This window comes from Ruegeria sp. CE8 (genome assembly GCF_056537465.1).
On record NZ_JBQFRP010000012.1, the window covers coordinates 40,795 to 66,382 of the forward strand.

25 protein-coding genes are annotated in these 25,588 nt (G+C 57.7%); 17 read left to right on the plus strand and 8 right to left on the minus strand.

The features are described 5' to 3' along the window. Positions 1-294: 294 nt before the first annotated feature. From leuD to leuC, 3 genes are read right to left on the minus strand one after another with little or no spacing between them, the layout of a single operon-like run. The gene (gene leuD, locus ACR0AA_RS17910) at positions 295-900 is read right to left on the minus strand and encodes a 3-isopropylmalate dehydratase small subunit (protein ID WP_480756541.1); all 606 of its coding nucleotides are present in this window, start codon (positions 898-900) and stop codon (positions 295-297) included. 42 nt (positions 901-942) lie between these two features. Next, positions 943-1,497, minus strand: a complete 555-nt coding sequence (locus ACR0AA_RS17915) for an HdeD family acid-resistance protein (protein WP_480665501.1) — start codon at positions 1,495-1,497, stop codon at positions 943-945. 38 nt (positions 1,498-1,535) lie between these two features. Beyond that, on the minus strand, positions 1,536-2,939 hold the full coding sequence (gene leuC / locus ACR0AA_RS17920; RefSeq protein ID WP_480756543.1) for a 3-isopropylmalate dehydratase large subunit: 1,404 nt from the start codon (positions 2,937-2,939) through the stop codon (positions 1,536-1,538). A gap of 254 nt (positions 2,940-3,193) precedes the next feature. Here leuC and ACR0AA_RS17925 point away from each other — a divergent pair, with 254 nt between their 5' ends. From ACR0AA_RS17925 to ACR0AA_RS17940, 4 genes are all read left to right on the plus strand, one after another. Then, the gene (locus ACR0AA_RS17925) at positions 3,194-4,546 is read left to right on the plus strand and encodes a mechanosensitive ion channel family protein (RefSeq protein ID WP_480665499.1); all 1,353 of its coding nucleotides are present in this window, start codon (positions 3,194-3,196) and stop codon (positions 4,544-4,546) included. Between the two features lie 164 nt (positions 4,547-4,710). After that, positions 4,711-5,070 carry a ribosome silencing factor gene (rsfS, locus tag ACR0AA_RS17930; RefSeq protein ID WP_058276550.1) on the plus strand — a complete coding sequence of 120 codons (360 nt, stop codon included), beginning with the start codon at positions 4,711-4,713 and terminating at the stop codon, positions 5,068-5,070. A gap of 44 nt (positions 5,071-5,114) precedes the next feature. Then, entirely contained in the window at positions 5,115-5,585 is a 471-nt protein-coding gene (gene rlmH / locus ACR0AA_RS17935; RefSeq protein ID WP_480756545.1) for a 23S rRNA (pseudouridine(1915)-N(3))-methyltransferase RlmH, read from the plus strand. Between the two features lies 1 nt (position 5,586). Then, entirely contained in the window at positions 5,587-6,072 is a 486-nt protein-coding gene (locus ACR0AA_RS17940) for a flavodoxin family protein (RefSeq protein ID WP_480665497.1), read from the plus strand. A gap of 3 nt (positions 6,073-6,075) precedes the next feature. Here the strand turns inward: ACR0AA_RS17940 and ACR0AA_RS17945 are convergent, their stop codons facing one another. Then, positions 6,076-6,423: a hypothetical protein gene (locus tag ACR0AA_RS17945; RefSeq protein ID WP_480665496.1), complete on the minus strand. Its 348-nt coding sequence runs from the start codon at positions 6,421-6,423 to the stop codon at positions 6,076-6,078. Positions 6,424-6,458: 35 nt separating this feature from the next. Next, positions 6,459-7,169, minus strand: coding sequence for a DUF599 domain-containing protein (locus ACR0AA_RS17950; protein WP_480756548.1), 711 nt, complete (start codon positions 7,167-7,169; stop codon positions 6,459-6,461). Between the two features lie 81 nt (positions 7,170-7,250). On the opposite strand from ACR0AA_RS17950, the gene ACR0AA_RS17955 reads away from it, so the two are divergent. The 6 genes from ACR0AA_RS17955 to ACR0AA_RS17980 all read left to right on the plus strand — a co-directional run bounded on the left by ACR0AA_RS17955 (position 7,251) and on the right by ACR0AA_RS17980 (position 13,467). Further along, positions 7,251-8,699 (plus strand): FAD-linked oxidase C-terminal domain-containing protein, encoded by a 1,449-nt coding sequence (locus tag ACR0AA_RS17955; protein ID WP_480665494.1) that lies wholly within the window; start codon positions 7,251-7,253, stop codon positions 8,697-8,699. A gap of 25 nt (positions 8,700-8,724) precedes the next feature. Further along, complete coding sequence (locus ACR0AA_RS17960; protein WP_480665493.1) at positions 8,725-9,825, plus strand: FAD-binding protein; 1,101 nt, start codon at positions 8,725-8,727, stop codon at positions 9,823-9,825. 4 nt (positions 9,826-9,829) lie between these two features. Then, entirely contained in the window at positions 9,830-11,149 is a 1,320-nt protein-coding gene (gene glcF, locus ACR0AA_RS17965; protein ID WP_480756550.1) for a glycolate oxidase subunit GlcF, read from the plus strand. Positions 11,150-11,240: 91 nt separating this feature from the next. Continuing rightward, positions 11,241-12,062, plus strand: a complete 822-nt coding sequence (locus ACR0AA_RS17970; protein WP_480756552.1) for a trypsin-like serine peptidase — start codon at positions 11,241-11,243, stop codon at positions 12,060-12,062. Further along, positions 12,059-12,877, plus strand: coding sequence for a trypsin-like serine peptidase (locus tag ACR0AA_RS17975; RefSeq protein WP_480665490.1), 819 nt, complete (start codon positions 12,059-12,061; stop codon positions 12,875-12,877). Before ACR0AA_RS17970 ends, ACR0AA_RS17975 begins: the two co-directional genes overlap by 4 nt. A gap of 122 nt (positions 12,878-12,999) precedes the next feature. Next, entirely contained in the window at positions 13,000-13,467 is a 468-nt protein-coding gene (locus ACR0AA_RS17980) for an Hsp20 family protein (RefSeq protein ID WP_480665489.1), read from the plus strand. Positions 13,468-13,802: 335 nt separating this feature from the next. On the opposite strand, the gene ACR0AA_RS17985 is transcribed toward ACR0AA_RS17980, so the two are convergent. The 3 genes from ACR0AA_RS17985 to ACR0AA_RS17995 all read right to left on the minus strand — a co-directional run bounded on the left by ACR0AA_RS17985 (position 13,803) and on the right by ACR0AA_RS17995 (position 18,420). Then, the gene (locus ACR0AA_RS17985; RefSeq protein WP_480665488.1) at positions 13,803-14,291 is read right to left on the minus strand and encodes a CHAP domain-containing protein; all 489 of its coding nucleotides are present in this window, start codon (positions 14,289-14,291) and stop codon (positions 13,803-13,805) included. A gap of 340 nt (positions 14,292-14,631) precedes the next feature. Continuing rightward, a complete protein-coding gene (locus ACR0AA_RS17990) occupies positions 14,632-16,815 on the minus strand; it encodes an esterase-like activity of phytase family protein (protein WP_480756554.1) in 2,184 nt (727 codons plus the stop codon). Between the two features lie 129 nt (positions 16,816-16,944). Then, the gene (locus tag ACR0AA_RS17995) at positions 16,945-18,420 is read right to left on the minus strand and encodes an NAD-dependent succinate-semialdehyde dehydrogenase (RefSeq protein ID WP_480756556.1); all 1,476 of its coding nucleotides are present in this window, start codon (positions 18,418-18,420) and stop codon (positions 16,945-16,947) included. A gap of 284 nt (positions 18,421-18,704) precedes the next feature. Between ACR0AA_RS17995 and ACR0AA_RS18000 the strand changes: the two genes are divergently transcribed. From ACR0AA_RS18000 to ACR0AA_RS18030, 7 genes are all read left to right on the plus strand, one after another. Further along, complete coding sequence (locus tag ACR0AA_RS18000; protein ID WP_480665485.1) at positions 18,705-19,784, plus strand: hypothetical protein; 1,080 nt, start codon at positions 18,705-18,707, stop codon at positions 19,782-19,784. Between the two features lie 337 nt (positions 19,785-20,121). Beyond that, positions 20,122-21,240 carry a hypothetical protein gene (locus tag ACR0AA_RS18005; protein WP_480756558.1) on the plus strand — a complete coding sequence of 373 codons (1,119 nt, stop codon included), beginning with the start codon at positions 20,122-20,124 and terminating at the stop codon, positions 21,238-21,240. Between the two features lie 22 nt (positions 21,241-21,262). Beyond that, complete coding sequence (locus tag ACR0AA_RS18010; RefSeq protein ID WP_480756560.1) at positions 21,263-23,197, plus strand: AAA family ATPase; 1,935 nt, start codon at positions 21,263-21,265, stop codon at positions 23,195-23,197. Continuing rightward, on the plus strand, positions 23,194-23,523 hold the full coding sequence (locus ACR0AA_RS18015) for a hypothetical protein (protein WP_480665482.1): 330 nt from the start codon (positions 23,194-23,196) through the stop codon (positions 23,521-23,523). Before ACR0AA_RS18010 ends, ACR0AA_RS18015 begins: the two co-directional genes overlap by 4 nt. Continuing rightward, the gene (locus ACR0AA_RS18020) at positions 23,520-23,978 is read left to right on the plus strand and encodes a hypothetical protein (RefSeq protein WP_480665481.1); all 459 of its coding nucleotides are present in this window, start codon (positions 23,520-23,522) and stop codon (positions 23,976-23,978) included. Before ACR0AA_RS18015 ends, ACR0AA_RS18020 begins: the two co-directional genes overlap by 4 nt. Then, a complete protein-coding gene (locus ACR0AA_RS18025; RefSeq protein ID WP_480665480.1) occupies positions 23,975-25,312 on the plus strand; it encodes a DUF6638 family protein in 1,338 nt (445 codons plus the stop codon). The genes ACR0AA_RS18020 and ACR0AA_RS18025 overlap by 4 nt, the downstream gene beginning before the upstream one ends. After that, the gene (locus ACR0AA_RS18030) at positions 25,313-25,579 is read left to right on the plus strand and encodes a hypothetical protein (RefSeq protein ID WP_480665479.1); all 267 of its coding nucleotides are present in this window, start codon (positions 25,313-25,315) and stop codon (positions 25,577-25,579) included. Positions 25,580-25,588: the final 9 nt, after the last annotated feature.

Sequence of the window (25,588 nt, forward strand, 5' to 3'; positions counted from 1 at the left end):
TTGACGGTTTCGTCCCAACTTGTGCCCGACATTCTTTTTTCGACGGGCGCCTCTCTTAGCGCCAACACTGACGATAAGCGGCATTCCGCTCAAGCCAAGGTGCAGAAAACACGTGATTTCGGGCAAAATGATGGCGAAACTGGTGCGCCTTTGCATCATTTGTGTCGCAAATTCGACGTGCATCAGGGGTCATTCACTACATGTTGTGGTTGCTGAAAACAAAACCCCAAGAATGCGAGCGGGGCCGCCGAAGCGACCCCGATAAGTTGAGTATCCAAAGATTCGTGCTTGGAATCACACCCAGGGGCGGGCCTGGCTTGCGTGATCCTCGAACTTGTCGATGTGGTGGTCTTTCTCCATCGTCAGACCGATATCGTCCAGACCGTTCAGCAGGCAGTGCTTACGATGAGGGTCGATGTCGAACGCGATCACGACGCCATCCGACGTGGTGATCTGCTGATCTTCCAGATGCACGGTCATGCGGGCGTTTTCGCCCTTATGCGCGTCTTCCATCAGAACCGCGTGGTGTTCTTCCTCGACCACGATGGGCAGGATGCCGTTCTTGAAGCAGTTGTTAAAGAAGATGTCGGCAAAGCTGGTCGAGATCACGACCTTGATGCCAAAATCCTTGATCGCCCATGGCGCGTGTTCGCGCGACGAGCCGCAGCCGAAGTTATCGCCCGCGACCAAGATCTCTGTCTGGCGATAGGCGGGTTTGTTCAGGACGAACTCTTCATTCTCCTGCCCGTCGTCGTGATAGCGCATTTCGTCAAACAGAACGACGCCAAGGCCGGACCGTTTGATGGTCTTCAGGTGTACCTTGGGAATGATCATATCGGTGTCGATATTGATCAGCGGCATTGGGGCGGCCACCCCGTGGACTTTTTCAAACTTTTCCATGTTCACACTCCTGCGGGAGAGGGCCGACCCCTAGCCCCGCGTTTAAGCTTGTTTTGCTTCAGTTGTTGCGTCGTTGGGTGCGTTCTTGACGAAGAACGCCATGAAGACCAATCCGAACCCGTTGAACAGCATCTCGATGCCCAGGAAGATTCCCAGAATGCTCATCAGCACTGCGGGTTCACTTCCCACATAGGTCCAGATGATAGCTGCAAGGACGATCGACAAGATGCCCGAGATCATCGTCGGCCAGAAAAACTGCGTTCCGCGCATCTGGAACGACAGGATGACCCGCGCGATGCCGCCTGCCATGAACAGGATCAGCATGACGATCGCCAGAGTGACGGTTCCTTCAAGCGGCTGGGACATGAAGTTCCAACCCAGAAACAGCATCACGGCACCCATGATGAATGACAGAATCTTGTTGCCGGTTCCCTCAACGGTGAACCCGCCTACAACTTGCAATACGCCCGAGATCAGCAGCAACACACCGGTCACCAGCGTCACCGCGATTGAAGCCACCACCGGCGCGCCCAGCACAAAGATGCCAAACGCGATAGACAGCAGCCCCAACAAGAGCCATTTGACCCAATCACTCATTTCAGTCTCTCCCTCAAATATCTAGATATGAGGAGACCTTACATCAATTCACGGACGTCTGTCAGCCGTCCTGTGATTGCCGCTGCGGCAGCCATCGCCGGGCTCAGCAGATGGGTGCGTCCGCCCCGGCCCTGGCGACCCTCGAAGTTACGGTTCGAGGTTGCGGCACAGCGCTCACCCGGCTGCAACTGATCGGGGTTCATGGCCAGACACATCGAACAACCTGCCAGACGCCATTCGAAACCGGCCTCTTTGAAGATGTCGGCCAGACCTTCCTCTTCGGCCTGAGCGCGGACGAGACCGGAGCCGGGTACGACCATGGCACGCATGCCGTCCTTGATCTTTTTGCCTTTCAGGATCTCGGCTGCAGCACGCAGGTCTTCGATACGGCCATTGGTGCACGAGCCGATGAAGACGGTGTCGATTTCTACGTCGCTCAGCTTTTGTCCGGCTTCCAGACCCATGTATTCGATCGACCGGCGGGCCGCATCGACCTTGCCGCCTTCGAAATCTTCCGGGTTCGGCACGGTCGCGGTGATCGGCAGAACGTCCTCGGGGCTGGTGCCCCAAGTTACGACCGGCGCGATGTCTTCGCCACGCAAGGTGATGACCTTGTCGAAATGGGCGTCTTCGTCGGTGAAGAGCGTTTTCCACCAGTTCAGAGCCGCTTCCCACTGGGCACCTTTCGGCGCATGCGGGCGACCTTTGACATACTCAAAGGTGGTTTCGTCCGGCGCGATCAGACCAGCGCGGGCGCCACCTTCGATGGCCATGTTGCAGACGGTCATGCGGCCTTCCATCGACAGATCGCAGATCGCTTCACCGCAATATTCGATGACATAGCCGGTGCCGCCAGCCGTGCCGGTCTCACCGATCACGGCCAGAGTGATATCCTTGGCGGTCACGCCCGGCTGCAATTTGCCGGTGATTTCCACCTTCATGTTCTTGGACTTCTTCTGGATCAGGGTCTGGGTTGCCAGAACATGCTCAACCTCAGACGTACCGATGCCGTGGGCCAGTGCGCCAAACGCGCCGTGCGTGGCAGTGTGGCTGTCGCCGCAGACGACTGTCATGCCCGGCAGGGTCCAGCCCTGTTCCGGGCCGACGATGTGCACGATGCCCTGACGGACGTCATTCACCGGATAATAGTGAATGCCGAAATCCTTGGCGTTCTTGTCCAGCGCTTCGACCTGAATGCGCGATTCGGGGTTTTCGATCCCGTTTACGCGGTCCGGCGTCGTCGGAACGTTGTGGTCCGGAACGGCGATGGTCTTTTCCGGGGCGCGTACTTTGCGGCCCGCCATGCGCAGGCCTTCGAACGCCTGCGGGCTGGTGACTTCGTGCACCAGGTGGCGGTCGATATAAAGCAGGCAGGTGCCATCATCGGCTTCGTGCGCGACATGGGCATCCCAGATCTTGTCATAGAGTGTTTTGGGGGACATCGGTCCTCTCCCGTATGTAAATGAGAAATAGCTGGCGAGTGGCTGGACGCCGATTATAGGCGTGCCAGAACCGTGCGGGCGGCCCCAAAGAACCGTTCACGCAGGCGCGTGCGGTCTTGCAACGTCGGAGCTGGGGCCAGATTGAGTCTCATGCGCCTCAGATATATCGGGCTTTCGCGTCAATCAAGGTTCAATCCTGCGTCCAGGTTGCATCCGAGGGCAACGCTGTCCAAGCTGGCCCGCAGGAGATGTTCATGAACCAAGACCTTATCCCCAGTTCCCTCGCAGATCTCTACGACAACATGGTTGCGGGGTTTTCCTTGCAATTGGGAAATCTGGTCGAACTGATCGTCACGCCGGGCTGGAGGCAATACCAGCTGATCATTGTTCTGTTTCTGTGGGCGCTGGCCTACATCCTGAAGCTGATGACACAAGGGCGTTGGGACGCATGGGCACGCGCACGCACAGGCTGGCCCAAATGGCGTCTGCGCATTCTGGTCCAGCTGATGCGGCGTCTGACGCTGGTCTATTTCGTGGTCATGTCCTGGTCACTCTACCTGATCATGCAGCATGTTACGTGGCCGTCGCGCAGCTATATCATTGGTGTGATCGCAACTCTGGCTGTTGCATGGCTGGCGATTGCGCTGGTGGCGCGGCTGGTGCGGAACCGCACCCTGAGGCGAATCTTCAAATGGGCGATGTGGGTCTATGCAACGCTGATTGCGCTGAATCTGACCGATGACGTGGCCGGTTTCCTGGATGGTGTGGCGATATCCATCGGTGATCTGCACATCTCGGCGCTGGGCATTCTCAAGGCCATTTTGCTGATCGGTGTCCTGTTGACTCTGGCCCGTCTTGGCACTCGCGCCGCCGAGCGCGGGCTGATGAACAACGATGACATCACCCCATCAATGCAGGTCCTGTTGGCCAAAGGCATTCAGGTTTTACTGTATGGCGCGGTGTTTCTGGCTGCCATTCGAACCCTTGGTTTCGACCTGACAGGCATAGCGCTTCTATCGGGTGCCATCGGCGTGGGTATCGGTTTTGGGCTGCAAAAGGTGGTCTCGAACCTGATTTCCGGGATCATCATCCTGATGGACCGATCTATCAAACCCGGCGACGTGATCTCGCTGGGTGACACCTTCGGATGGATCAACGCGCTGGGGGCGCGGTACGTCTCGGTCGTGACACGGGACGGGCGCGAATATCTGATCCCGAACGAAGATCTGATCACCAATCAGGTGGTGAACTGGTCACATTCGGATCGTTATGTGCGATTGGATCTGGATTTTGGCACCAGTTATGACGACGACCCGCATCAGGTGCGGGCCACGGCGATCCGGGCGGTCAAATCGGTGCAACGCGTTCTCAGCGGCGGGACGCATGAACCGGTTTGCCACATCACCGGGTTTGGCGACAGCAGCGTGGATTATGTCCTGCGGTTCTGGATCAGCGACCCGACCAAGGGTCTGACCAATATCCGGGGTAATGTCTATCTGGCTCTTTGGGATGCGTTCAAAGCCGAAAACATCTCGATTCCCTTCCCGCAGCGCGAGGTTCGATTGTTGGCCGACGGCGCAGACTCGCAACAGATCGCCAAAGAGTGAGCGCCCGTCTGGCTCCCAAAACGCCCGTTCATTGAAATGTTGCAATCCGCTTGTTACCTTATTAGTACCCCTGCGCCGGGGTTTGGCGGCGCGCAGCAAAGGAGGACTATGTCCTGTCTCTACATACCCAGGCGGGTTTGCCCGCCGATGACCGGGCCAATGTAATGGCCCACTCTCAGTCAATCAGCGACAAGCTGCTTGAACGCATCCTTTCCTCACTTTCCGATGACAAGGCCGAAGACGTCGTGCAGATCAACCTGCAGGGCAAATCCTCGGTTGCGGATCACATGGTGATTGCCTCAGGTCGGTCGACCCGTCAGGTCTCGGCCATGGCGGAAAAGCTGACGGATCGCATCAAGCAGGAATTCGGTTTCACCTCGAAGGTCGAAGGCAAGGACGCCGGCGACTGGGTGCTGATCGATACGGGCGACGTGATCGTCCATATCTTCCGCCCCGAAGTGCGTGAATTCTATCAGCTGGAAAAGATGTGGTTGCCTCAGGGCGGCAGCGCCTCAGCCAACTGAGGCGCCATCCCGGCCTGCATTAACAGGTCGGCGGCGAGAGAAATATGCGTATAAGCATTTGTGCGGTCGGGCGATTGCGTTCCGGACCGGAGAAGACCCTGCTTGACGATTATCTGACACGATTTGAACGGACCGGCCGCGCGCTGGGCCTTGGTCCCGCACGCGTGATCGAGGTCGAAGACAAGAAAAACGCAGGCATGGGGGCCGAGGCCGCGCTGTTGCGAAAGGCGCTGCCCAAAGGTGCGGTGATCTGCACTTTGGATGAACGCGGGCGGGTTATGTCCTCGCCGGATTTTGCGAAAAAACTGGGTGGTTGGCGAGATGCCGGGCGGCAGGATCTGGCGCTGATTATTGGCGGAGCCGACGGTATAGACCCTAACCTCAGGGCTGAGGCGGATTTTTCCATCTCATTCGGGTCGATGGTCTGGCCCCATATGCTTGTCCGTGTGATGCTGGCTGAACAACTTTACCGGGCCGCAACGATCCTGTCTGGCGGTCCTTACCACCGGGTCTGACATGGCGCAGCTTTTGATCGTCTACCATTCGCGCACCGGCGGCGCCCGGCAAATGGCCGAGGCTGCTGCGGCAGGGGCAGGGGATGAGGCGGAAACGATTTTGAAAACCGCAGATCAGACCTCGCCCGAAGACCTGCTGGCCGCCAATGGCTATATTTTCTGCGCGCCCGAGAATCTGGCGGCGATATCGGGTCTAATGAAGGAGTTTTTCGATCGCTGCTATTACCCTGCGTTGGGCAAGATCGAAGGGCGCCCCTATGCGCAGATGGTATGCGCCGGGTCGGACGGCGAAAACGCGGCCCGGCAAACCGCGCGCATCGCGACCGGTTGGCGATTGAAAGAGGTGCAGCCTCCATTGATCATCTGCACTCATGCGCAGACGCCCGAAGCTATACTGGCCGAGAAGATCATCCCGCAGGATCAACTGGATCAATGCCGTGACATTGGTGCAGCGCTGGGTGCGGGCCTGACCTTGGGTGTGTTCTGAGGATCAGTTCAGGGTGACAATGGTCATGTTATCACCCCAGCCGTCGACACTGCATCGCGCCTGGATCTGGACCTGTGTTGCGCCTTCGGGGATCATGACTCCTGTCAGCGACCGAGTGAAAGGCTGCTCGTTCTCATGCGGGTGGTGAAGCACGCGCATGCCCAATTCGTTCCCGTCCATGTCCAGCACCCGCCAGCCGTCTGCATAATGATCCCAGCCCGTATCGGGATGACGGATCGTGACATCGAATCGCCATGTGTCGCCACTTTGGTTTGCGGCAACGTCTTCAATTATTGAGGGATCGGCAAGGGCCTGACTGGCCAGAAGAAGGCTGAGAATCAAATAACGCATGCGGCGACTTTAGGGTTTCGCCGGCCGCATCGCGATCACGAATCCGTGTCACGCGGTTGGGATAGCAGGATCTGGCGCGAGTGCGAGGCAAACTCGCGCCGATACAGGACGCCAAATGTGACAATTGTGCCCAGCAACAGCGCGACCGGCCCCAGAATCCATGCCACGGACGCCAGCGCGAAATAGGTCGCGCGCAATCCGCGATTAAAACTGCGCGCCGCGGTGACGCAAATCTCGGCAGCCTGAGACGCGCGTGGATAGGCTAGCGGATCCGAAGGATCATTTGGGACGGCGGCCATAAGAACCGCGCAGTACCCAAACAAGCGGTGGGCCCAAACGTACTTCAGAAATGCATTGGCCAGAAACAGGATGATGATCAGGATCTTGATCTCCCACACCATGGCCGGTGCGCGGCCGATGGCCGGATCGTTGGCAACCCCGGCCAGACGTTCCGTATTGCCCAGCAGGGCCAGCCCGCCCCCGATGGCGATCATCGTTGTCGAGGCAAAAAACGTGCTGCCTTGTCGCATGGCTGCCACCACTTGTGCATCGAACATTCGGGGTTGCCGGGTGACCATTTCCCGCATCCAGTCGCGACGATAGTCATCCATCATCATTGTGACGGATTTCTTGGCCGGCGACGGATTCTCAATCCGCCAACCGATCCACAGCCAAGCGGCCAGCAAGGCGGCGATGGCTGTATAATCCAGTGTTGAAAACAATTGTGCCCGGTCAATCCACGTCATACCCGCGACATTAGGGGCGGGGATCGGAACTTGCCAGATGGGTAAATTGGTAATATTATTTTACCAAATGGAGGATCAGCCATGGAAATGCCAACGCCAAATCCTGACGTCCTGCGCCGCAAGGCCGCGGTTCTACAGCGTTTGTTGCAAGTCTTGCCCGAAGACGCGGTGATTCACGAGCCGTCCGAGACGCGCGCATATGAATGCGATGCGCTGACGGCGTACAAATGTCCTCCGATGCTGGCAGTTCTGCCATCGACCACGCAAGAGGTCTCGGACATTTTGCGGATCTGCAATGAAGAAGGCGTGCCCGTTGTACCGCGTGGTTCCGGCACCTCGCTGGCGGGCGGGGCGTTGCCAACGGCGGATTGCGTCATTTTGGGGATCGCCCGGATGAATGAGGTGCTGGAGGTCGATTACGACAACCGTTTCATCCGCGTACAGGCGGGCCGCACCAATCTGAGTGTGACCGGCGCGGTCGAGGAGTATGATTTCTTTTACGCCCCTGACCCGTCGTCGCAACTGGCTTGCGCCATCGCTGGGAACATCGCCATGAATTCGGGCGGGGCACATTGTCTGAAATACGGCGTGACCACCAACAACCTGTTGGGTGTGAAGATGGTCATGATGGATGGCAGCATCATTGAAATCGGCGGCGCACATCTGGATGCGGGCAAGTTGGACCTTCTGGCCGTCATTTGCGGTTCCGAAGGCCAATTGGGCGTGGTGACCGAGGCTACTCTGCGAATTCTACGCAAACCCGAAGGTGCACGACCCGTGCTTATGGGCTTTGATGACAATGAGGTCGCGGGCCAATGTGTATCCGATATCATCAAGTCAGGAATTCTGCCTGTGGCGATCGAGTTCATGGATACTCTTTGCATCCAGGCCTGCGAAAATTTCGCCCATGCGGGTTATCCCGATTGCACTGCGCTTTTGATTGTTGAGGTTGAAGGGTCCGAGGCCGAGATCGACTATCAACTGGCAAAGATCATTGAGATCGCCAAGCGCCACAACCCGGTTGAACTGCGCGAAAGCCAGTCAGTCGAAGAAAGCGCAAAAATCTGGCTGGGGCGTAAGTCGGCCTTTGGTGCGATGGGACAGTTGAACGACTACATGTGTCTGGATGGCACGATCCCGGTGTCGTCGCTGCCAGTGGTCCTGCGCCGGATCGGCGAGATGAGCAAGGAATACGGTCTGCCGGTTGGCAATGTGTTCCACGCAGGCGACGGCAACATGCACCCGCTGATCCTGTTCGATGCCAACAAACCGGGTGATCTTGAGAAATGCGAAGCGTTCGGGGCTGATATCCTGAAACTCTGCGTTGATGTTGGTGGTTGTCTGACTGGTGAGCACGGCGTCGGCATCGAAAAGCGGGATCTGATGTCCCATCAATACGCGCCTGTGGATCTTGAGGCGCAGATGGCGGTCAAGGATGCGTTCGACCCGAACTGGTTGCTGAACCCCGCTAAGGTATTCCCGCTGGACGCGTCCGAGGCTCGTCGTGAAGCGCGGATTGCTGCGGAATAATTGGCTCTAACAAAGAAGAATTGCCATGAGACCTGAGACAGAAGCCGAACTGGCCGAGATGGTGGCCGGGCTGAAGGAACCTGTGCGTATTGCCGGAGGCGGTACCCGGGGCATCGCCGGGCCGGACAATGCGATTGAGGCCAGCGGGCTGAGCGGCATCACGCTCTATGAGCCCGGCGCACTGACGCTTGTGGCGCAAGCTGGAACACCAGTGTCTGAGATCGAAGCCGCCTTGGAAGCCGAGGGTCAGCAATTGGCGTTTGAGCCGATGGATCATCGGGGTTTGTTGGGAACCAATGGCACGCCGACGATCGGAGGAGTTGTCGCGGCAAACATCTCAGGTCCGCGGCGCATACAGGCGGGCGCATGTCGCGACTTTCTGTTGGGTGTGCGATACGTCAACGGTATGGGGCAGATCGTCAAGAATGGCGGTCGGGTGATGAAGAACGTGACCGGGTACGATCTTGTGAAACTCATGGCGGGGTCATGGGGAACCTTGGGCGTTCTGACCGAAGTGTCGTTGAAGGTGCTGCCGAAACCCGACTCTCGCGCAACCCTGTCCATTCAAGTACCGGACGCAACCGTGGGAATTCAGGTCCTCTCCGCGGCGCTCAAATCCCCTTTCGAGGTGAACGGTGCCGCCTATGATCAGAAGACCGGCTGTGCCTTGTTGCGTCTTGAAGGGTTCGCGGATTCGGTCGCCTACAGATCCAAGCAACTGACATCCGCGCTGTCCGATTTCGGTGATGTTTCCGATGTCGCGCAGTCCGACTTGCTTTGGACAGCAATTCGCGATGCCGCCGCATTCCATGATCAGGACGGCGATGTGTGGCGGATTTCAGTCAAACCTACAGATGCTCCTGAAGTTGCGGCGCGCATCCGGGCAGACCGGGCGTTGTTCGATTGGGGAGGGGGACTGATCTGGGCTCTCGTGCCGCATGGAACTGATGTACGCGCGCGCGTGGGTGAATTTGATGGCCATGCGACGATTGTGCGGGCCGACGCTGAGGCGGTGGTGCGCCTGGGCCGGTTCCAACCGGAATCCGCAGGTATTTCGGCTCTAACAAAGGGGCTACGGCAGAGATTTGATCCGCGCGGTTTGTTCAATCCGGGACTGATGGGGTAGGCCGATGCAGACGACGTTCACCGAAAAACAGCTGCAAGACCCGGCGATCCAGCGGTCAAATGAGATCCTGCGCAGCTGCGTGCATTGTGGGTTCTGTACCGCTACGTGCCCAACTTATCAGGTGCTGGGGGATGAGCTGGACAGCCCACGAGGGCGCATCTACTTGATCAAGGATATGCTGGAGAACGAGCGTGTCCCGGATGAGAAAACAGTCAAGCATATCGACCGTTGTCTGTCCTGTCTGGCGTGCATGACCACATGCCCTTCGGGCGTGCACTATATGCATCTGGTCGATCACGCGCGGGAATACATCGAAGAAAACTACAAACGCCCGTTCACGGATCGCGCATTGCGCTGGGTCTTGGCGCAGATCCTGCCCTATCCGATGCGATTCCGCTGGGCCCTGATCGGGGCCAAGCTGGGTCGACCGTTCCGTTTCTTGATGCCGGACGCACGACTGCGCGCGATGTTGGACATGGCACCGAAACATATCCCTCCGGTCAGTCGAAATGACGACCCGCAAACTTTCGCACCCGATGGTCCGCGTATCAAACGTGTGGCGCTTATGACCGGATGCGCGCAAAAGGCGCTGAACACCGACATCAACGACGCGACAATCCGTTTGCTGACGCGCATGGGATGCGAGGTCGTGGTGGCCGACGGGGCCGGGTGCTGTGGTGCACTGACCCATCACATGGGCAAAACCAGCGAAAGTCACAAAGCCGCTGAAGCCAATATCAGAGCCTGGGCTGCAGAAATGGAGGGCGACGGGCTTGACGCGATCGTCATTAACACGTCGGGCTGCGGCACTACGGTCAAAGATTATGGCCATATGTTCCGAAATGACCCATTGGCCGAGGACGCCGCTCGGGTCTCATCGATTGCGATGGATATCAGCGAGTTACTTGTGCAGCTGGGCCTGCCCGAGGGCAAAGACAAAGAAATGACAGTGGCATACCATGCTGCTTGCTCATTGCAGCACGGTCAGAAAATCAAATCCCACCCCAAAACCCTTTTGAAGCAGGCCGGTTTCACTGTGGTTGAGCCCGCGGACAGCCATCTGTGTTGCGGCAGCGCGGGAACTTACAACCTGATGCAGCCTGAGATCTCGGGCAAGCTGAAGCAGCGCAAGGTCAAAACGCTTGAGGCGAAGAACCCGGATGTGATCGCTGCGGGCAATATTGGGTGCATGATGCAGATTGGCTCGGGCACTAGCCTGCCCATTTTGCACACGGTCGAGTTGTTGGATTGGGCAACCGGGGGTCCTGTGCCTCAGGCGATGCACGAGCAAAGGCACACTTCACAGGTTCCGATCTTAAAGTAACGGGGGCTGATGCGTTCGCGCATCAGACTCCGGGCGAACTCGGCCATGGCAAGATCGCCCTATTTTCGCCGCACGCTGGGCGTATGAAGATATGCCAACAGCAAAGCCGGAGAGCCATTTGCGAAACTGGATCATAGCATTGGCGCTGGCTTTGATGCCAATGGCCGCCGCAGCCCAGGATACCGGGCTGAAAAGTCTGGATACCACCGATGCTGGTCGTGCTTGGATGGCCGTCGGTCGGCTGGATATCAAGAATGGTGCGGGTTTTTGTACGGGAACATTAATTTCGCCTACCCTTGTTCTGACGGCCGCCCATTGCCTTTTTGACAAGGTCACGGGGCAGCGGGTTGATCTGTCCGAGGTCGAGTTTCTGGCCGCTTGGCGCCTTGGGCGCGCGTCGGCCTATCGTGCCGCGCGTCAAGCCGTCATCCACCCCGACTATGAGTACAGCACCGAGGCCACAGCCTCACGCGTTTACAATGACATCGCGCTGATCGAGCTGTGGCAACCGATCCGGAACACGACGGTGATCCCGTTTGAGACCGGAAAGCGCCCCGCGCGCGGCGCTGAGGTCGGTGTTGTTTCTTACGCTCAGGACCGGGCTGAGGCCCCGTCGCTGCAGGAAGTGTGCTCGGTCATGACCCGAAGGTCCAACGTTCTGATCCTGTCCTGTGACGTTGAGTTCGGGTCCTCGGGTGCCCCTGTGTTTTCCTTTGAAGGCGACCGGCCGCGCATCGTTTCGGTGGTCGCGGCCAAGGCTGAATACAACGGGCAGCGTGTCGCTGTCGGCACTGCAGTCGAGAACGCTCTGGAACTGTTGCAGGCTGAATTGTCCGCCGGCCGCGGATTTGGTGCGTCCACGTCGCAGAGCGGGACGAGACGGAACATAGGAGCTAGGTTCATCAAACCATGATGCGTTTTTTTCTGAACATTCTTTTATTTCTTTCGATTTCTGCGTCAGCCACATATGCCCAAGGCGTCAAGCGCAAGCTGACGGATCGCGACGACCTTTATGGTTGGGAGGCAGTCGGACGTCTGGACATTGGCGAACAGGGGTTTTGCACCGGCACCCTGATTGCGCAGGATCTGGTTTTGACGGCAGCACACTGTGCCCTGGACAAGGCCACAGGCAAGCCATACCCCCCGGGAAAGGTGACATTCCGCGCTGGACTGAGCAACGGCAACTCATTGGCTGACCGCAAAGTCATCCAGATTGCGGCCCACCCTGATTTTGTCGCGAACGGACCTGTGTCGGCCCCGCGCGTTCGCGTTGATGTGGCTCTGATGCGTCTGGAAGAGCCGATCCCCTATTCCATCGCCGATCCTTTTGCCTTGCACAGTGGTCGGGTGGTCTCAGGTAATGAAATCAGTGTTGCGTCCTATGGGCGGGGGCGGGCAGAGGCGATTACGCGTCAAAGGTCCTGCAAAATCCTGCAACGCGCACAGGGGATCATCAGCTTTAACTGCGATGTCACGTTCGGGTCGTCCGGGTCGGCCATTCTGACCAAAAACGGACCACGCTGGCAAATTCTGTCCGTTGTCTCAGCCGTGGGAACGGATGGCCGCAGGAAAGTCGGATATGGGATGGAATTGGCCGAAATAGTGTCTGAACTTAAGTCAGATTTGCGGCGTGATGCGCCCCGCCCACAGGCGACAATCCGCCGTTTGCAGGTCGGTTCGGGCAAGTCGAATACAGGTGCCAAATTCATCAGCTCCGGCGGGGGTTGAACTCACTCAATTCGCTACCCATGTGAACTGTACCGGGTCGCCACAAACGGGGCCTGGCACAACTCATCGCCCGTCCGAACGGAGGGCAAAACGTACATCGCTCTGATATGAGGATATGACACATGCGCACTTTTGATTTTGCACCGCTGCACCGCGCCACCGTTGGTTTCGACCAGATCGCCGACATGATGGATCGCGTTCTGACAAATGACGGGGCTCAGCCCAGCTATCCGCCGTATAACATCGAGAAAACCGATGCCGACACCTATCGTATCTCTGTGGCTGTCGCCGGTTTTTCGGAAAATGACCTGTCGGTCGAAGTAAAGGAAAACTCGCTGGTCGTCGCTGGCAAGAAAGCCGCCGAGGACAAAGCGCGCAGCTATCTGCACCGTGGCATCGCCACCCGCGCGTTCGAACGCCGCTTTGCGCTGGCCGATCACGTGCGCGTCACCGGCGCGAGCCACGAAAACGGCATGCTGAATATCGACCTGAAGCGCGAAGTGCCCGAAGCACTGAAGCCGCGCCGGATCGAGATCACTTCGGCCAAGGCCATTGAAAAAGACGTGGTCGACGCCAAAGCCGTGAACTAAGGCGGTCGATCACCGCGCCGCGATAATCGTTCCTCTCTGGATTATCGCACCATACGCCCCGCGTTCCTCCAGACGCGGGGCGTTGTTATTTTTGTGGTACCAAGATGTCCGCTAAGCGGACTTTGCGGACGTTGGATTGCCGCGGCTCCGATGGCAACTTCGTAGCCGAAACCTGACATTCAAGGTCAGGCTTTGCGCTTTCTGATATGCGAGTGAGCACCGCCACACTTGTTCCATATGCAGGGGGCTGGTGTATTTACTTTGTTTCCGAAAAAAGGGTCGCTTGTGACGCATCCGCCGGATGTGCTTAGGATGCGACACATAAATGATTAAGGCTAACCGTCGACTTTGGGATAAATGAACCCGTTCACCGGGTAGAAACTGCCATACCGGCCCGGATGGCTTTCGACCCGGACAAGCGTCCAATCATTGTTTTTGGATACATCCTTAACGCCCATTTTCAATGATACCTTGTTGCGGTGCCAATTGGCGTGGTTCACGATGACTTCCCTGTCGGTGATAACATCGGATACGACGGCCACGTGCCCAAGGGGCATCCCTCGGGTTGCTCTAAATGACATGACCGCACCGACAACAGGTTCACTACCCCGCTCAAATGTACTGCGCGCCTTGCCCCACCAGTCCTTGGCGTTTCCGCGAATTTCGATACCACTGAGGTTACGTGCGTAGGGTACACACCACACCCTTTGCCCTCGAGCCTGTTTTTGTGAGACTTCGCGCAACGCCATGGCCTGACGTTCTGGATCGAGATCCACGTCGTTTGAGCCCTGAGCGCAGGCAGATACAAGAGCATAAAGCCCCATCGCAAACGCCGCGCGAGCTGTACCGGGCAGCCGCGGCCGTTTCGTATTCGTTTTGCTGTCGCTGTTTTGCAAGAAACTACATTGCCGGTTTTTGGGGTTGCGGAGTTTTAAGGCGATCTTGCGGGTTATGAAAAGAGCCCAGCTTATTCCCCGGCAGGAATTTGCCAGTTGGTGTTCCTCGCCTACGGGCCGAGCGCGAGACTTTGCAAAGTCAGCTTTCTACGCATTGCTGTAATTGGGGCATCGCGCAGCATCGGTCAAAGTGGGCGTAAAGCTGACGTAAGAAGTAGAATGACCCCGCACAGTTTCGTGCGGGGTCCCTCGACATTTTGCCAGTGAATCAGTTCCCAGCCGTAACCGATCCAATCGACCAGAACATCGTCTCGCCCGAGGCGTCATCGACGCCGTCATTGTCTGTCATGACGAATCCTTCGCCCGAGGGAAGAATCGCCAGGCCTTCGATCTTGTCCAGAACGTAACCGCCGGTCGAGGTTAGATCGGGCAGCAGGTCGCGGACCTCTTGCTTACTGACCACAGGCAGGTCTCCACCCAATGGGGCCGGGGTCATCTCGGACAGCGGGATGCGGTAGATCTTCTTGGTCACGGCGCGGTGGTCGTGCTGGTTGTCGCGTTCGATGACATAGACATGGTCACCAAAGGCCACGATTTCCGATAGGCCCACCCAGCCCGTTTCCGGGTCGGCTTTGGGATAATAAACGGCACCCCATTCCTTGGTGTCCAGATTGTAGGCGACCAGTTTCACGTGGTTCTTGGGGTCGTCTTTCCATTCGCGCTGAACGGCCATCCACAGGGTGTCACCGACCTTGGTGATGCCCTCAAAACCAAAGCGCTTCTCGACCACCATCAATTCCGGCGGCAGGCCGATTTCACCCTTGCGATCCTTGATCAGGCCATCTTCGGATACATGGTAGATCGCATGCGGGATGACACGGTCGGTGCGGCCTTCGGAGGCGACGTAGAAGCCACCCTTGCCGTCCAGCGTGATGCCTTCAAGGTCCAGTTTCTGCGCGGGATTGCCATCCTGACGGTGGATGCGGATCACGTCGACGATACGGGCCGGTTGCTGGCTGGGGTCGATCTTGAAGATCGAAGGTTGGAAGCCATAAAAGCTGTCGTTGACCGCAAAGATCATGCCATCTTCATCCGCGACCAGACCGGACAGGGCACCCCATCCGATCAGCTCGTCTGCGCCTGCAGAGGTCAGATGCGGATAGTTGGCGGGGGCGTCCTGATACTCAAAAATCGAGACATGCGCGCGCGGGCCGCCATCTTCGATCAGGTCCTTTTCATTGGCCGAGACCAGCAGGTTGCGCTCGGGGATCGCCACAAAACCTTCGGGGCCAACACCCGACGGCAGCAGTTGTTTCAACACCGGATTGGCTGGATCGGTGGCGTCGTAGACGCCCACGACCGAGGCGCGCTCAGCCCCAACAAAGATCATCGGTGTGCCCCCGAAGGTGGCTGCTGTCACGCTTTCTGGCTCAACGCCTTTGGCATCAGAGCGCTTGTCAGGGTAATGGCCGATCTGGATGATGGCCTTTTCAAAATCGGTGCCGTTCTCGTAAACAACGGTGCCGTCCTTGTGGAAAATGGTCCAGCCGCGCGAACCGCCCTGATAGTCGCCCTCGTTAGCGGTGGCGAAGTGGTTGTCGTCGATCCATTTCACCGCATCCGGCTCGCGCAGGCGGTCCTTTTGGCCTTCGGTAAAGATCAAAGCACCGCGCTCGTCGGTGGCGTCGATGTCTTCCAGATCAACCGCGCCTGCCGAAAAATGGCTGACCACGTTGCCGTCCCTGTCGACCACCGTGATGTGGTTGTTTTCCTGCAGGGTTATGACGGTTTCGCCAAGGTTGTTGATGTCGACAAATTCAGGCTCGGGGTCGGTCGGGGCAACCTCGGCCAGACCGGTCAGCGAGGCCATCTTCATGCCCGAACACTCCAGCGCGCCGTCTTTCACCGGTACCAGTGCCAGCGACCCGGCGGGCAGTTGCGGGATGACGCCGTCGTTCAGGTCTTCGTCACGCTCGTTTTCGATTGCCACGGCGACAAAGCTGCCATCGGGGGCGATGGCGACGCTGTCGGGCTGACCGCCCAGATCACAGGCACCGATTTCCGATTTGCCTGCGATATCGACCGAGATCAGCTTGCCCGACGGAGCGGTATAGCTCTCGGATGTGTTGACGCCGACAAAGGCTGTCCCGCCAATGATCCCAACCGAGGTCGGTTCGCCACCAACCTCCATCGCCCCCAGAGGCGCGGGGTTTGCGGGGTCGGTGATATCGACCATGCCGATCACGCCCAGCGGGCTGTCGGTGTAAACCAGCGTCATGCCGTCCGCGGTCGCCGCGATGATCTCGGGCGAGGTTTCACGGGCGGTATCAGCCCCCTCGGCCATGTTCTTGACGACGGGGAAAGACGCAATTCGGTTGAAATTCATTTCTGCCGCAGCCTGACCAGCGGTCAGCGCAAGGGCAGATGTCAGGCAGACAAAGCGCAATGACATCGGTTGGGATCCTCTCTCACTTGGATGAAAGGGGGATGAACGCGGGTCATTGCAGGGATGTGACGGTTTGTTTGCAGTTTTGTGACAAACCGGGTGGCCCCGGCGCGCTTGCGCCAGGGCCATGTTCGATCAGACCGACAGGCAGACGTATTTCATTTCCAGATAGTCTTCCATGCCGTGATGGCTGCCTTCGCGGCCCAGGCCGGACTGTTTGACACCGCCGAACGGGCCAAGCTCGGTCGAGATGATACCGGTGTTCACGCCGACAATGCCGTATTCCAGCGCCTCGGCCACTTTGTAGACGCGGCTCAGGTCCTTAGCATAGAAGTACGACGCCAGACCAAAGATCGTGTCATTGGCCATGGCGATCACGTCATCTTCGTTTTCGAACTTAAACAGCGGTGCCAGCGGGCCAAAGGTCTCGTCCTGCGCAACCATCATGTCCTGAGTCACGCCGGTCACGATAGTCGGCTGGAAGAAGGTGCCGCCCAGATCATGTGGCAGACCGCCAGTCAGAACCGCGCCGCCCTTGTCGGTCACGTCCTTGATATGCTCTTCGACCTTGGCGACCGCTTCTTCATTGATCAGCGGACCGGTGGTTGTGCCCTCGTCCAGACCATCGCCGATTTTCAGCGCTTCGACAGCAGCTTTCAGTTTGGCGGCAAATTCGTCGTATACACCAGCTTGCACATAGATCCGGTTGGCGCAAACGCAGGTCTGGCCGTTGTTGCGGAACTTGCACATCATTGCGCCTTCGACGGCTGCATCCAGATCAGCATCGTCAAATACGATGAACGGCGCGTTGCCGCCCAACTCCATCGAACATTTCATGACTTGATCGGCGGCCTGTTTCAGCAGGATGCGACCCACTTCGGTCGAGCCGGTAAAGGTCAGTTTGCGCACGCCGGGGTTCTCGCAGAATTCCTTGCCAATCTCGCTGGCGCTGGAGGATGGCAGAACGTTGAACACGCCCGCCGGGATGCCAGCTTGCTCCGCAAGCACGCCCATGACCAGCGCCGACAGCGGGGTCTCTTTGGCCGGGCGCGCGACGAATGCACAACCTGCAGCCAGCGCCGGGGCTGCCTTGCGGGTGATCATCGCGTTGGGAAAGTTCCAGGGCGTGATCGAGGCAGCAACGCCGATTGGCTGTTTCAGCACCATAATCCGCTTGTCGCGCTGATGGCCGGGGATTGTCTCACCGTAGACGCGCTTTGCCTCTTCGCCGAAGAATTCGATGAAGGACGCGCCATAGCCGATCTCGCCAACGGCTTCGGCCAGTGGCTTGCCTTGCTCAGCGGTCAGGATTTTGCCCAGATCCTCGGCGTTTTCCATCATCAGGTCGTACCAGCGACGCAGGATCACTGCACGTTCCTTGCCGGTCAGTTTAGCCCATTCCTTTTGCGCTGCTTCGGCCTGCGCAATTGCACCGGCGACCTGTGCGCGGCTCAGGTCTGCGACTTCAGCGATCACGTCCCCGCGTGCCGGGTTTGTTACGGCAAATGTGCCATTGTCCCCATCAACCCATTGACCGCCGATATAGGCTTTGGTCACCAGCAGATCGGGGTTTTTCAGGATTGATTTCAGGTCGGTTGTCGCGTCCAGCATAAGTCAGCCTCCGGCAGTAAAAATTTGTTAGCACTCAAACAGGTGCCCTCCGGATTGTCTATGGCCACCCTAGCCGTCAGATCAATCCAGTTTTCGTATGGTAAACGTGACGTTTTTTTGCCTACCGCGCGCATTCATGCGATCTGCGGCGTAAGTGTCAAGCCGCCTATCTTTTTTCTCCGGAGTTTGCCAAAGTCCTGCTGATATTTGATGCCCAAGGGGATGTAAATCATCGTAACATTCCCTATCTTATTGGGTGCATAAGTAAAAAAGGGATAGGACAGATGTCGAACCAGCAGTTTGACGCGTTGATTCAGGAAACGCAGCAAAAAGTGCGCGAAAGTCAGTCACAGATCGAAGGGCTGACCTCACGGATCGAGGCCGCGCGCGCCAAGATCGGCACCGCCGAGGCCGATATCGACATCGAAAACGCCACGCTTGAGGATGTGCACGCCCATACCGAAGTGATGAACGCCAACATTGCCGAACTGATTATGGGGCTGGATGATGTCACCAATGCGTTTTCCAAGGATTTCGACGAGATGCGTTCGAAAACCGGGTGGGAGTCGTTTGTGGGCATCTTCGCCAAGGCCAAATCCGAGTCGATGCGGCAAGAGCGCATGCGCACTGCCAATATCGATGACAAGCTGCAGGACCTGATTGCCAAGTCGGATGTGATCGTAAAGTTGCTCGAAGGCCAGTTGTCGGTGCTGGAAGAACAGCGCGTCAAAGTCGAAGACAACCTGACCGGCACATTGGATGACCGTGAGGCGACTGTGGCGGAACTGGAGGCATTGCGAGCTGAAATTCAGGGCATGGACCCGACAATCATCACGCTGGAAAACAAGATCAGCGTCGAACAGGACGCTGCCGCGCGCACTCAGTTGGAAACCGAACTGGCCGAGCTGAACAAGCAATACAACGCCAAGGTTCAGGAGGAGCAGGTCAAGCTGGCCAAAAGCCAAACGCTGGAGCGCTATATCGAAAAGGGCAAGACCTGGGTCGACTCGCTGCAGAACCAGGCAGCGACGCAGATGGTGCTGATCAACAAACTACAGACTGACACGCAGCAGCGCGTGGTGCTGTATGACGCCCTGACCAAATCGCTGAAAACGGCTCAGCAGCAGGACGTGGCCCACCGCATCAACGAGATCGGTGTGCAGACCGACCAGGAGGCGCAAACCGCCATGGCCGCCATCGGCACCGCGACCAACCAGAAAATGGCCGACATGCTTGAGGCGCATGAGGACCACATGGTCTTTGCCCGCGACGTTCTGGAGAAAAAGGCCAAGGCGGATGAACGCTTTGCCCGCCGGTTCGCCTCGATTGTCGAGAAGCATGATAAGAACCTGTATGGTGGGTGATGTTCTTTGGATATGTAAAGGAACACCAGCCCACCAAAATCAAGAGCGTCAAGGAACTGCAACCGGGGTTTAAACCTAGGTGGTTCCGAATTTGCATAGGACTGGTTGTTGTAATGGCAGTGTCTGCACTGTTGGCGATTGTCGGAGTGTTGTCTGGTGCAAAATGGGTGGCGTCGATTGCAGGGCTTGGAGGTTTCGTCACGTACGGCGTTTTAATTGCAATCGTAATTTTCCCAAAGGTCGTCAGTTTTTTGGGTCATTGGCGGCCACAGCTTGAGCTCAAAGCTTCCAAGCTAATTGGTTGGCTAGAACATGACTTGGATTGGAGGTTCTACTAGTGACTAACCCCACCCAAGACCATGTCGGACTGACCGACACCTTCGCCTCGCGCCGCTATTTCCGCAAATTCGAGGTGATTACCGTCCACCTTCTGCGCGTGGCTGCGACGATGGAGGCCGAGGGTGCGATCAGTAAGCAAGAGGTGCGGATCGTGTCGCGCTACCTCTCGGGGCTGCTCTACACCTTCCGCGCGCTATCCATGAAATACCTGCTGGTCGGGCGGGACACGGGGCGGTTCTTTGGCAGCCTCGCCATGGACAAGCGCGACAGCGGGTTTCCGGTGGCGGCTGAGTTGCTGACCATGGCCAATGACGCGCAGCAGGCGCAGGTGCATCTGGCGAATATGCCCTCGGAAGACGACCTGAAGACCGACATGGTGCGCACCATCATTGGCGATCAGGCAATCCCCACCAAATTGCAATTCGCGCTGTCCCAAAGGCTCTATTACGAGGAATTGCTGAAAGGTCAGCTGTTCTGGTCCCGCAACGATCCGGAATGTCACTGGATCGGGAATGAGGGCGAGCGGCGCAAGTTCATGATCCACTGGGCAGTCTATGACAGCCAGATCAACCTGCCGGTTATCTATCTGATGCAGTTGGAGGACAGTGGCAAAACCGCCCTGCCCAAGGACCAACGCCGCTGGCCCGAAGTACAGGCGCATCTGATGGCGCAATCCTTGGGCGGGCTGAAACTGGTGACCATCGCCAAAGGCTTCGATCAGGATTTCGACGACCTGCACCCCAAGCACCTGCGCCGCATCCATGTGGGGCCAATGTATTCCTCGGCCTATACCGAGCAATCCGGCCCTTTGCGGCAAGTGCTTGAGGACGCGCAATCTCCGCAAGGTCAGGACTGGGCTTTGGCCTGGACCACCGAAGAACTGGAAAGCGAAGAGGTGATCGAAGAACGCGCCGGGTGGTTCTCGACTGTTGAGCGCGAGGTCTTTGCGCTCGATCCGTTCGGCGGGCAGGGGGCAGAAACCGGCGCCACCCGCACCCAGCGGTCGATCATCCTGCCCCAGCGCCCGTTTCAGGTTCTGGCCGAACGTAACCCGCCGGGTTTTGCCGATGTGCGCAAGTTTGTCGTCAGCAAGACCGGGCAGGTTTTGAGATATTGAAGACAGCAAAGGCGATTTTGAAATGAGTTTGACGTCAGATCAGATGGAATTGCGCGAAGACGACATTCGCAAGCACTATCCTGCTGCGACCGCCTTGCTGAACGGATTTGAACACGCGCCGCGGATTGCGAAAGCGGTTGAGGCCACCATTGAACGGTCCCCGGGCGTGTCTACTGGGCGTCGATTCCGATCCACCACACCGGGGCTTGTGACCCGTCGCACCGTGCGCGCGGATGGGGTGCATCTGGTCGAACGGATCGAAGCCTCGGATGAGGGCGATGCGTTGGTCTCGCCCGCACAGGCGACTGCACAGCAGGCAATCCGGCGGGCGATCTCTATCGCTCTGGCCGTGGCAGAAGCTTATGCGGAGCAGACCCCACTGGCCGACCTGAAACGCGCCAATCTCGCTGGCGATCTACCTGCTGCCCGCAAGACCGAATTCTCGGAACTCCTGACAGCTGAGGCTCTGATCACGTCGCATACCTTCGGCAATGCGCTGGCCTATCTGATGTCCTCACATCTGGGCGAGACCACGGTCGATATCGGTGAGGTCGAAGAAGTTCTGACCGACAACGGCCAACTCGCCCTGCACGGCGCATTGTGGGAGCTGGACCAGATCCTGGCCAAACACGCCCCTGATGATGCGCATCTGATTGCAGCCACCAGTGCTTATGCTGAGCAACTGATGGAAAAGGCCGCCCTGCGCGCCCAATCCGCTGGTCATCTGGCCCCGTTCCAGAACGCCGCCTGGCATATCGAGTCGGACGACCTGACGATCCGGGGGTTCGAACCCGCCTCGAAGGCTAAATCCACCACCCTGACCATGACGTTCAAGAAACCGAACGAAGTAGTGGGCAACCATATCGCCAAATATCAGGCGATGAAGCTGGCCAAGATGCTGATGGCCTATGATTTCGACCGCCGCCTGAACCCGTTCGCGGAACTCGGCGGGTTCATCTTTACCTTCATGGGCGACGGCAAACCGGGCACCGGCAAAACCACCCTGATCCAGATGATGGCCGGGCTGATCAACGACTATTGCCAGAACGCGGGCTATCCGTTTCGCTATCAGAACCTGAGCACCGACAATATCGACAGCTATCAGGGCAAATCCGGCCAGAATGCCAAAGCCTTTATTAACACGATCATCGACCCTTCGGTCATTGGCTTCGGCACTATCGACGATATTGACCAACTGGCAGGTAAGCGCGGCGACCGGCAGTCCTCGGCCGGGCAGTTGGAAATTACCGCCGTATTGATGGAGAGCTTTGCCGGCGCCAACACCGTCGTGCGCGGCAACTGCACCTTTGGCATGTTCTCGAACTACCCCGAGAATGTGGACGACGCCCTGCGCCAGCGGGCTGGCGCTCGGTTCCTGGTGGACGGGCCGCAAACGCGCGAGGATTACATCGACATCCTGCACCTACTGATGGGCCGCAACCACGACATCCCGCTGGGCGAGCACGAAGCATATGCCGCACAGGAGATCAAGAAAGCCGTCGCCGCCAGTTTCGAAAGCCATTCCCGCCCGCATGAGGAAGCCCTGCTGCAGGTCTATGACCGCGTTTCAGGCGATATCGGCCAGATGGACACGATCGCCAAGCTGGGCACCTACCTCAAGGCGATCCAACAGGCAGATGAGCGGTTCACCGGTCGCGCGATCAAGAACATCACCGACGCGGTCAAGGTCCGCGCGATGGATTTCGAACTGCCCGACGAATGGATGGAGAACCCCGACCTGTTCCTGTTCCGCGACTACGACACCAAGAAGGCTATGATCGAGGACCTGCGTCAGCCGATCACGGTCGAGATGGTGATCCAGGAAATCAACCGCTACGCCGACAGCGAGTTCCGCTATGCCGACAAGAGCGACGAGGTCGCCATCGAAAACGCCGTCCGCGAGATGGGACGGATGGAAGAGGCCAAGCGACGGTATTTGGAGGGGAAGGGGTCGTGATTGCTAATTTTCTGATCTTTGCGCTTCCAGCCGCTCTAAGTCTGTCAACGTGCCTGTTGGTTGCTCAAAAATCACTTCGCTTGCCCTTCTTCCTGCGATTGTTTGCGGCATGGATTGCGGCACTGGCAGTGTCGATCCTATGTCTTTCTTTGATCGGGATGTTGTTCGATGTCGGACTTGGTCATCAGCTACTTGATCATGATCGGACGACTTACGCGGCAACGGGTTGGGCGTCATTTTTGCTAAGTTCTCTCTTAGCATCCATTGCAATAATCGTCTTTGCGGGTATTGCCGCCAAGCGTCGGTATCTGGAGGGGAAAGGGTGACCAGTAACGTCGTAATAGTTATCTTTTTTGTTTTCAGTTTGGTGACTTCCGCTCTAGTTGGCTGGCGTGCAGGAAAGACAGCTTCGAATAGAACTACCTTCACAAGGTTTCGCGCAGTGATGATAACTGTGACATTGTTTTTCACGGTGGTTCCACTCGTCACTGTCGCGGTTTCAGCCGTTTTGGCAGGAGACGCAGAAAGCTTGAACCACCTTTTAAACATGTGGACCGCCGCATTGTTCATCGTTGTTGGTGGTATCATTGCCGGTTCGGGTATCATGTGGGCAACGTTGATTTTGAGCCTGGTTATTTGTCTGGCGGCTTTTTCAGTGAGTAGCCGAAATTCTGGCAAAGTTGATATGTATTCCGAGCATCAATCGCACCGACTAGCCAAGCAGGACGATTTTCTTTGGAACATTGAGGAAAAGAAAACGCAACAGGAAGGTGGCCAATGATCCGCCTCATCGAAAAAGGCCTGATGTTCGGCAACCTCGTCCACATCTCCAGCCCGGCTCTGGTCGAGCGGTATAACCGGGCGCTGCAGCATCTGGCGGGCAAGATCACGGCGCTGACGGATTTCCACGTCGATATCTCGGGCTATTCGCCCGAGATCGGACAGGAACTGAACAACCCGCTCTACCTCAACCCCAACGGGGTCAACCGGCAGTTCATCCTGCTGACGACCGAACAGAAACGCGCGCCTCTGCTGAACGTCAAATTCTCGACCTCGCGCGATATCCTGCGCGAATTCATCGAGATGAACGAGGCGCAGCTGTTTGCCCTGACCGCCACCGATGCGGTGGCCGGCGAGCTGGTGAACTCGGTCATCAAACTCGCCACGCCGCGGGACCTGCTGAACCTGCGCAAAATTGAGATCGAGGCTGATACCGCAGGCGGCACCCTGCGCAAGGCACAGCAACTGGCGGGCATGGTGGAACAGTTCAAAACCAAAGAGGACGCCTGGTTCGACGACGTGCTGATCGCCAAGATGATCGAAACAGCCAAGGAAACCGGCGACGTCACCCGCAATCCGGTCCGCTTGCGCCATACGACGTTTGAGCAGCGCAACTTCTGGACGGCGCATTTCGGCGGGCTGTATCTTTTCCCGGACCTGGACCACCCGGCGGCGATTTGCATGGGCGACAAGCCCGACGATATGCCAATCAAATACGTTTTCGACCCCTCCCAGCGAAATCAGATCGCGAAGTTCCTTGGGCTTAACAATCTGGTCGAAACGATCGTTGAGGCGCGCGGTGTCAATTCCGCCGCGATTCTGCAGCAAAAAATGGACTTTCTCACTATCGACGCCGCAGCGGATGCAGGCGTGGATCTTAAGGGGCTGGACCGTGGCGACATGCGGCGGCTGGCCCGCAACCACGCGGATGGGTTGCCCGAGGCCTATCACGGTTTAGCGCAACTGCTGCGATGGGCGAAGGATGGGGGACCGTGGCCGCGCATCACCTCGGATCACCCGGCCTATTTCTATACACTGCGTGCAACCAACACGCCAAACCGCGATCTGGTGAATATGCTGCTGGCCGAGCTTGCCCCGCTGGACCCGCGCCAGATGTTCATTTGCCATAAGGAGCTGTTCTACCGCACCTATGCCACGTGGCCTGAATCCAAAAAAGCCTATGTTGCCGAGTTCCTTGCGCGAGAGTATCAGGTGGACAAAGCAGGCGCCCGGGCCGCGCTGTTCGGGCATGAGCCCGACATGAGCGGCGATGATCGGGTCAGCGATGAGGTTATCGCGCGCGTTGGTCCCTGGGGCGCAGTAGGGAGAAGTTAAATGTTGGTGGCACTCCGCTTTCTGATCCCGTTGCTGATCGTACTGACCGTCCTGTATGTGGGCGTATCAATCTATTCCCGCCGGGTGCGACGGGGTAAACTGATCGCGCATTGGAAGAAGAAGGGCATGACCGGCGACCGGGACGCCTTTGTCCAGCGCGGGTTAAAAAAATACGACGGATCGTTTCGCCGCAAATTGATCTTGGGGATTTACGTCGTGCCGCTGGGCCTGATCGCGATCCTGATTTATGTTACGAATTTCATGTGAGGGTTTCGC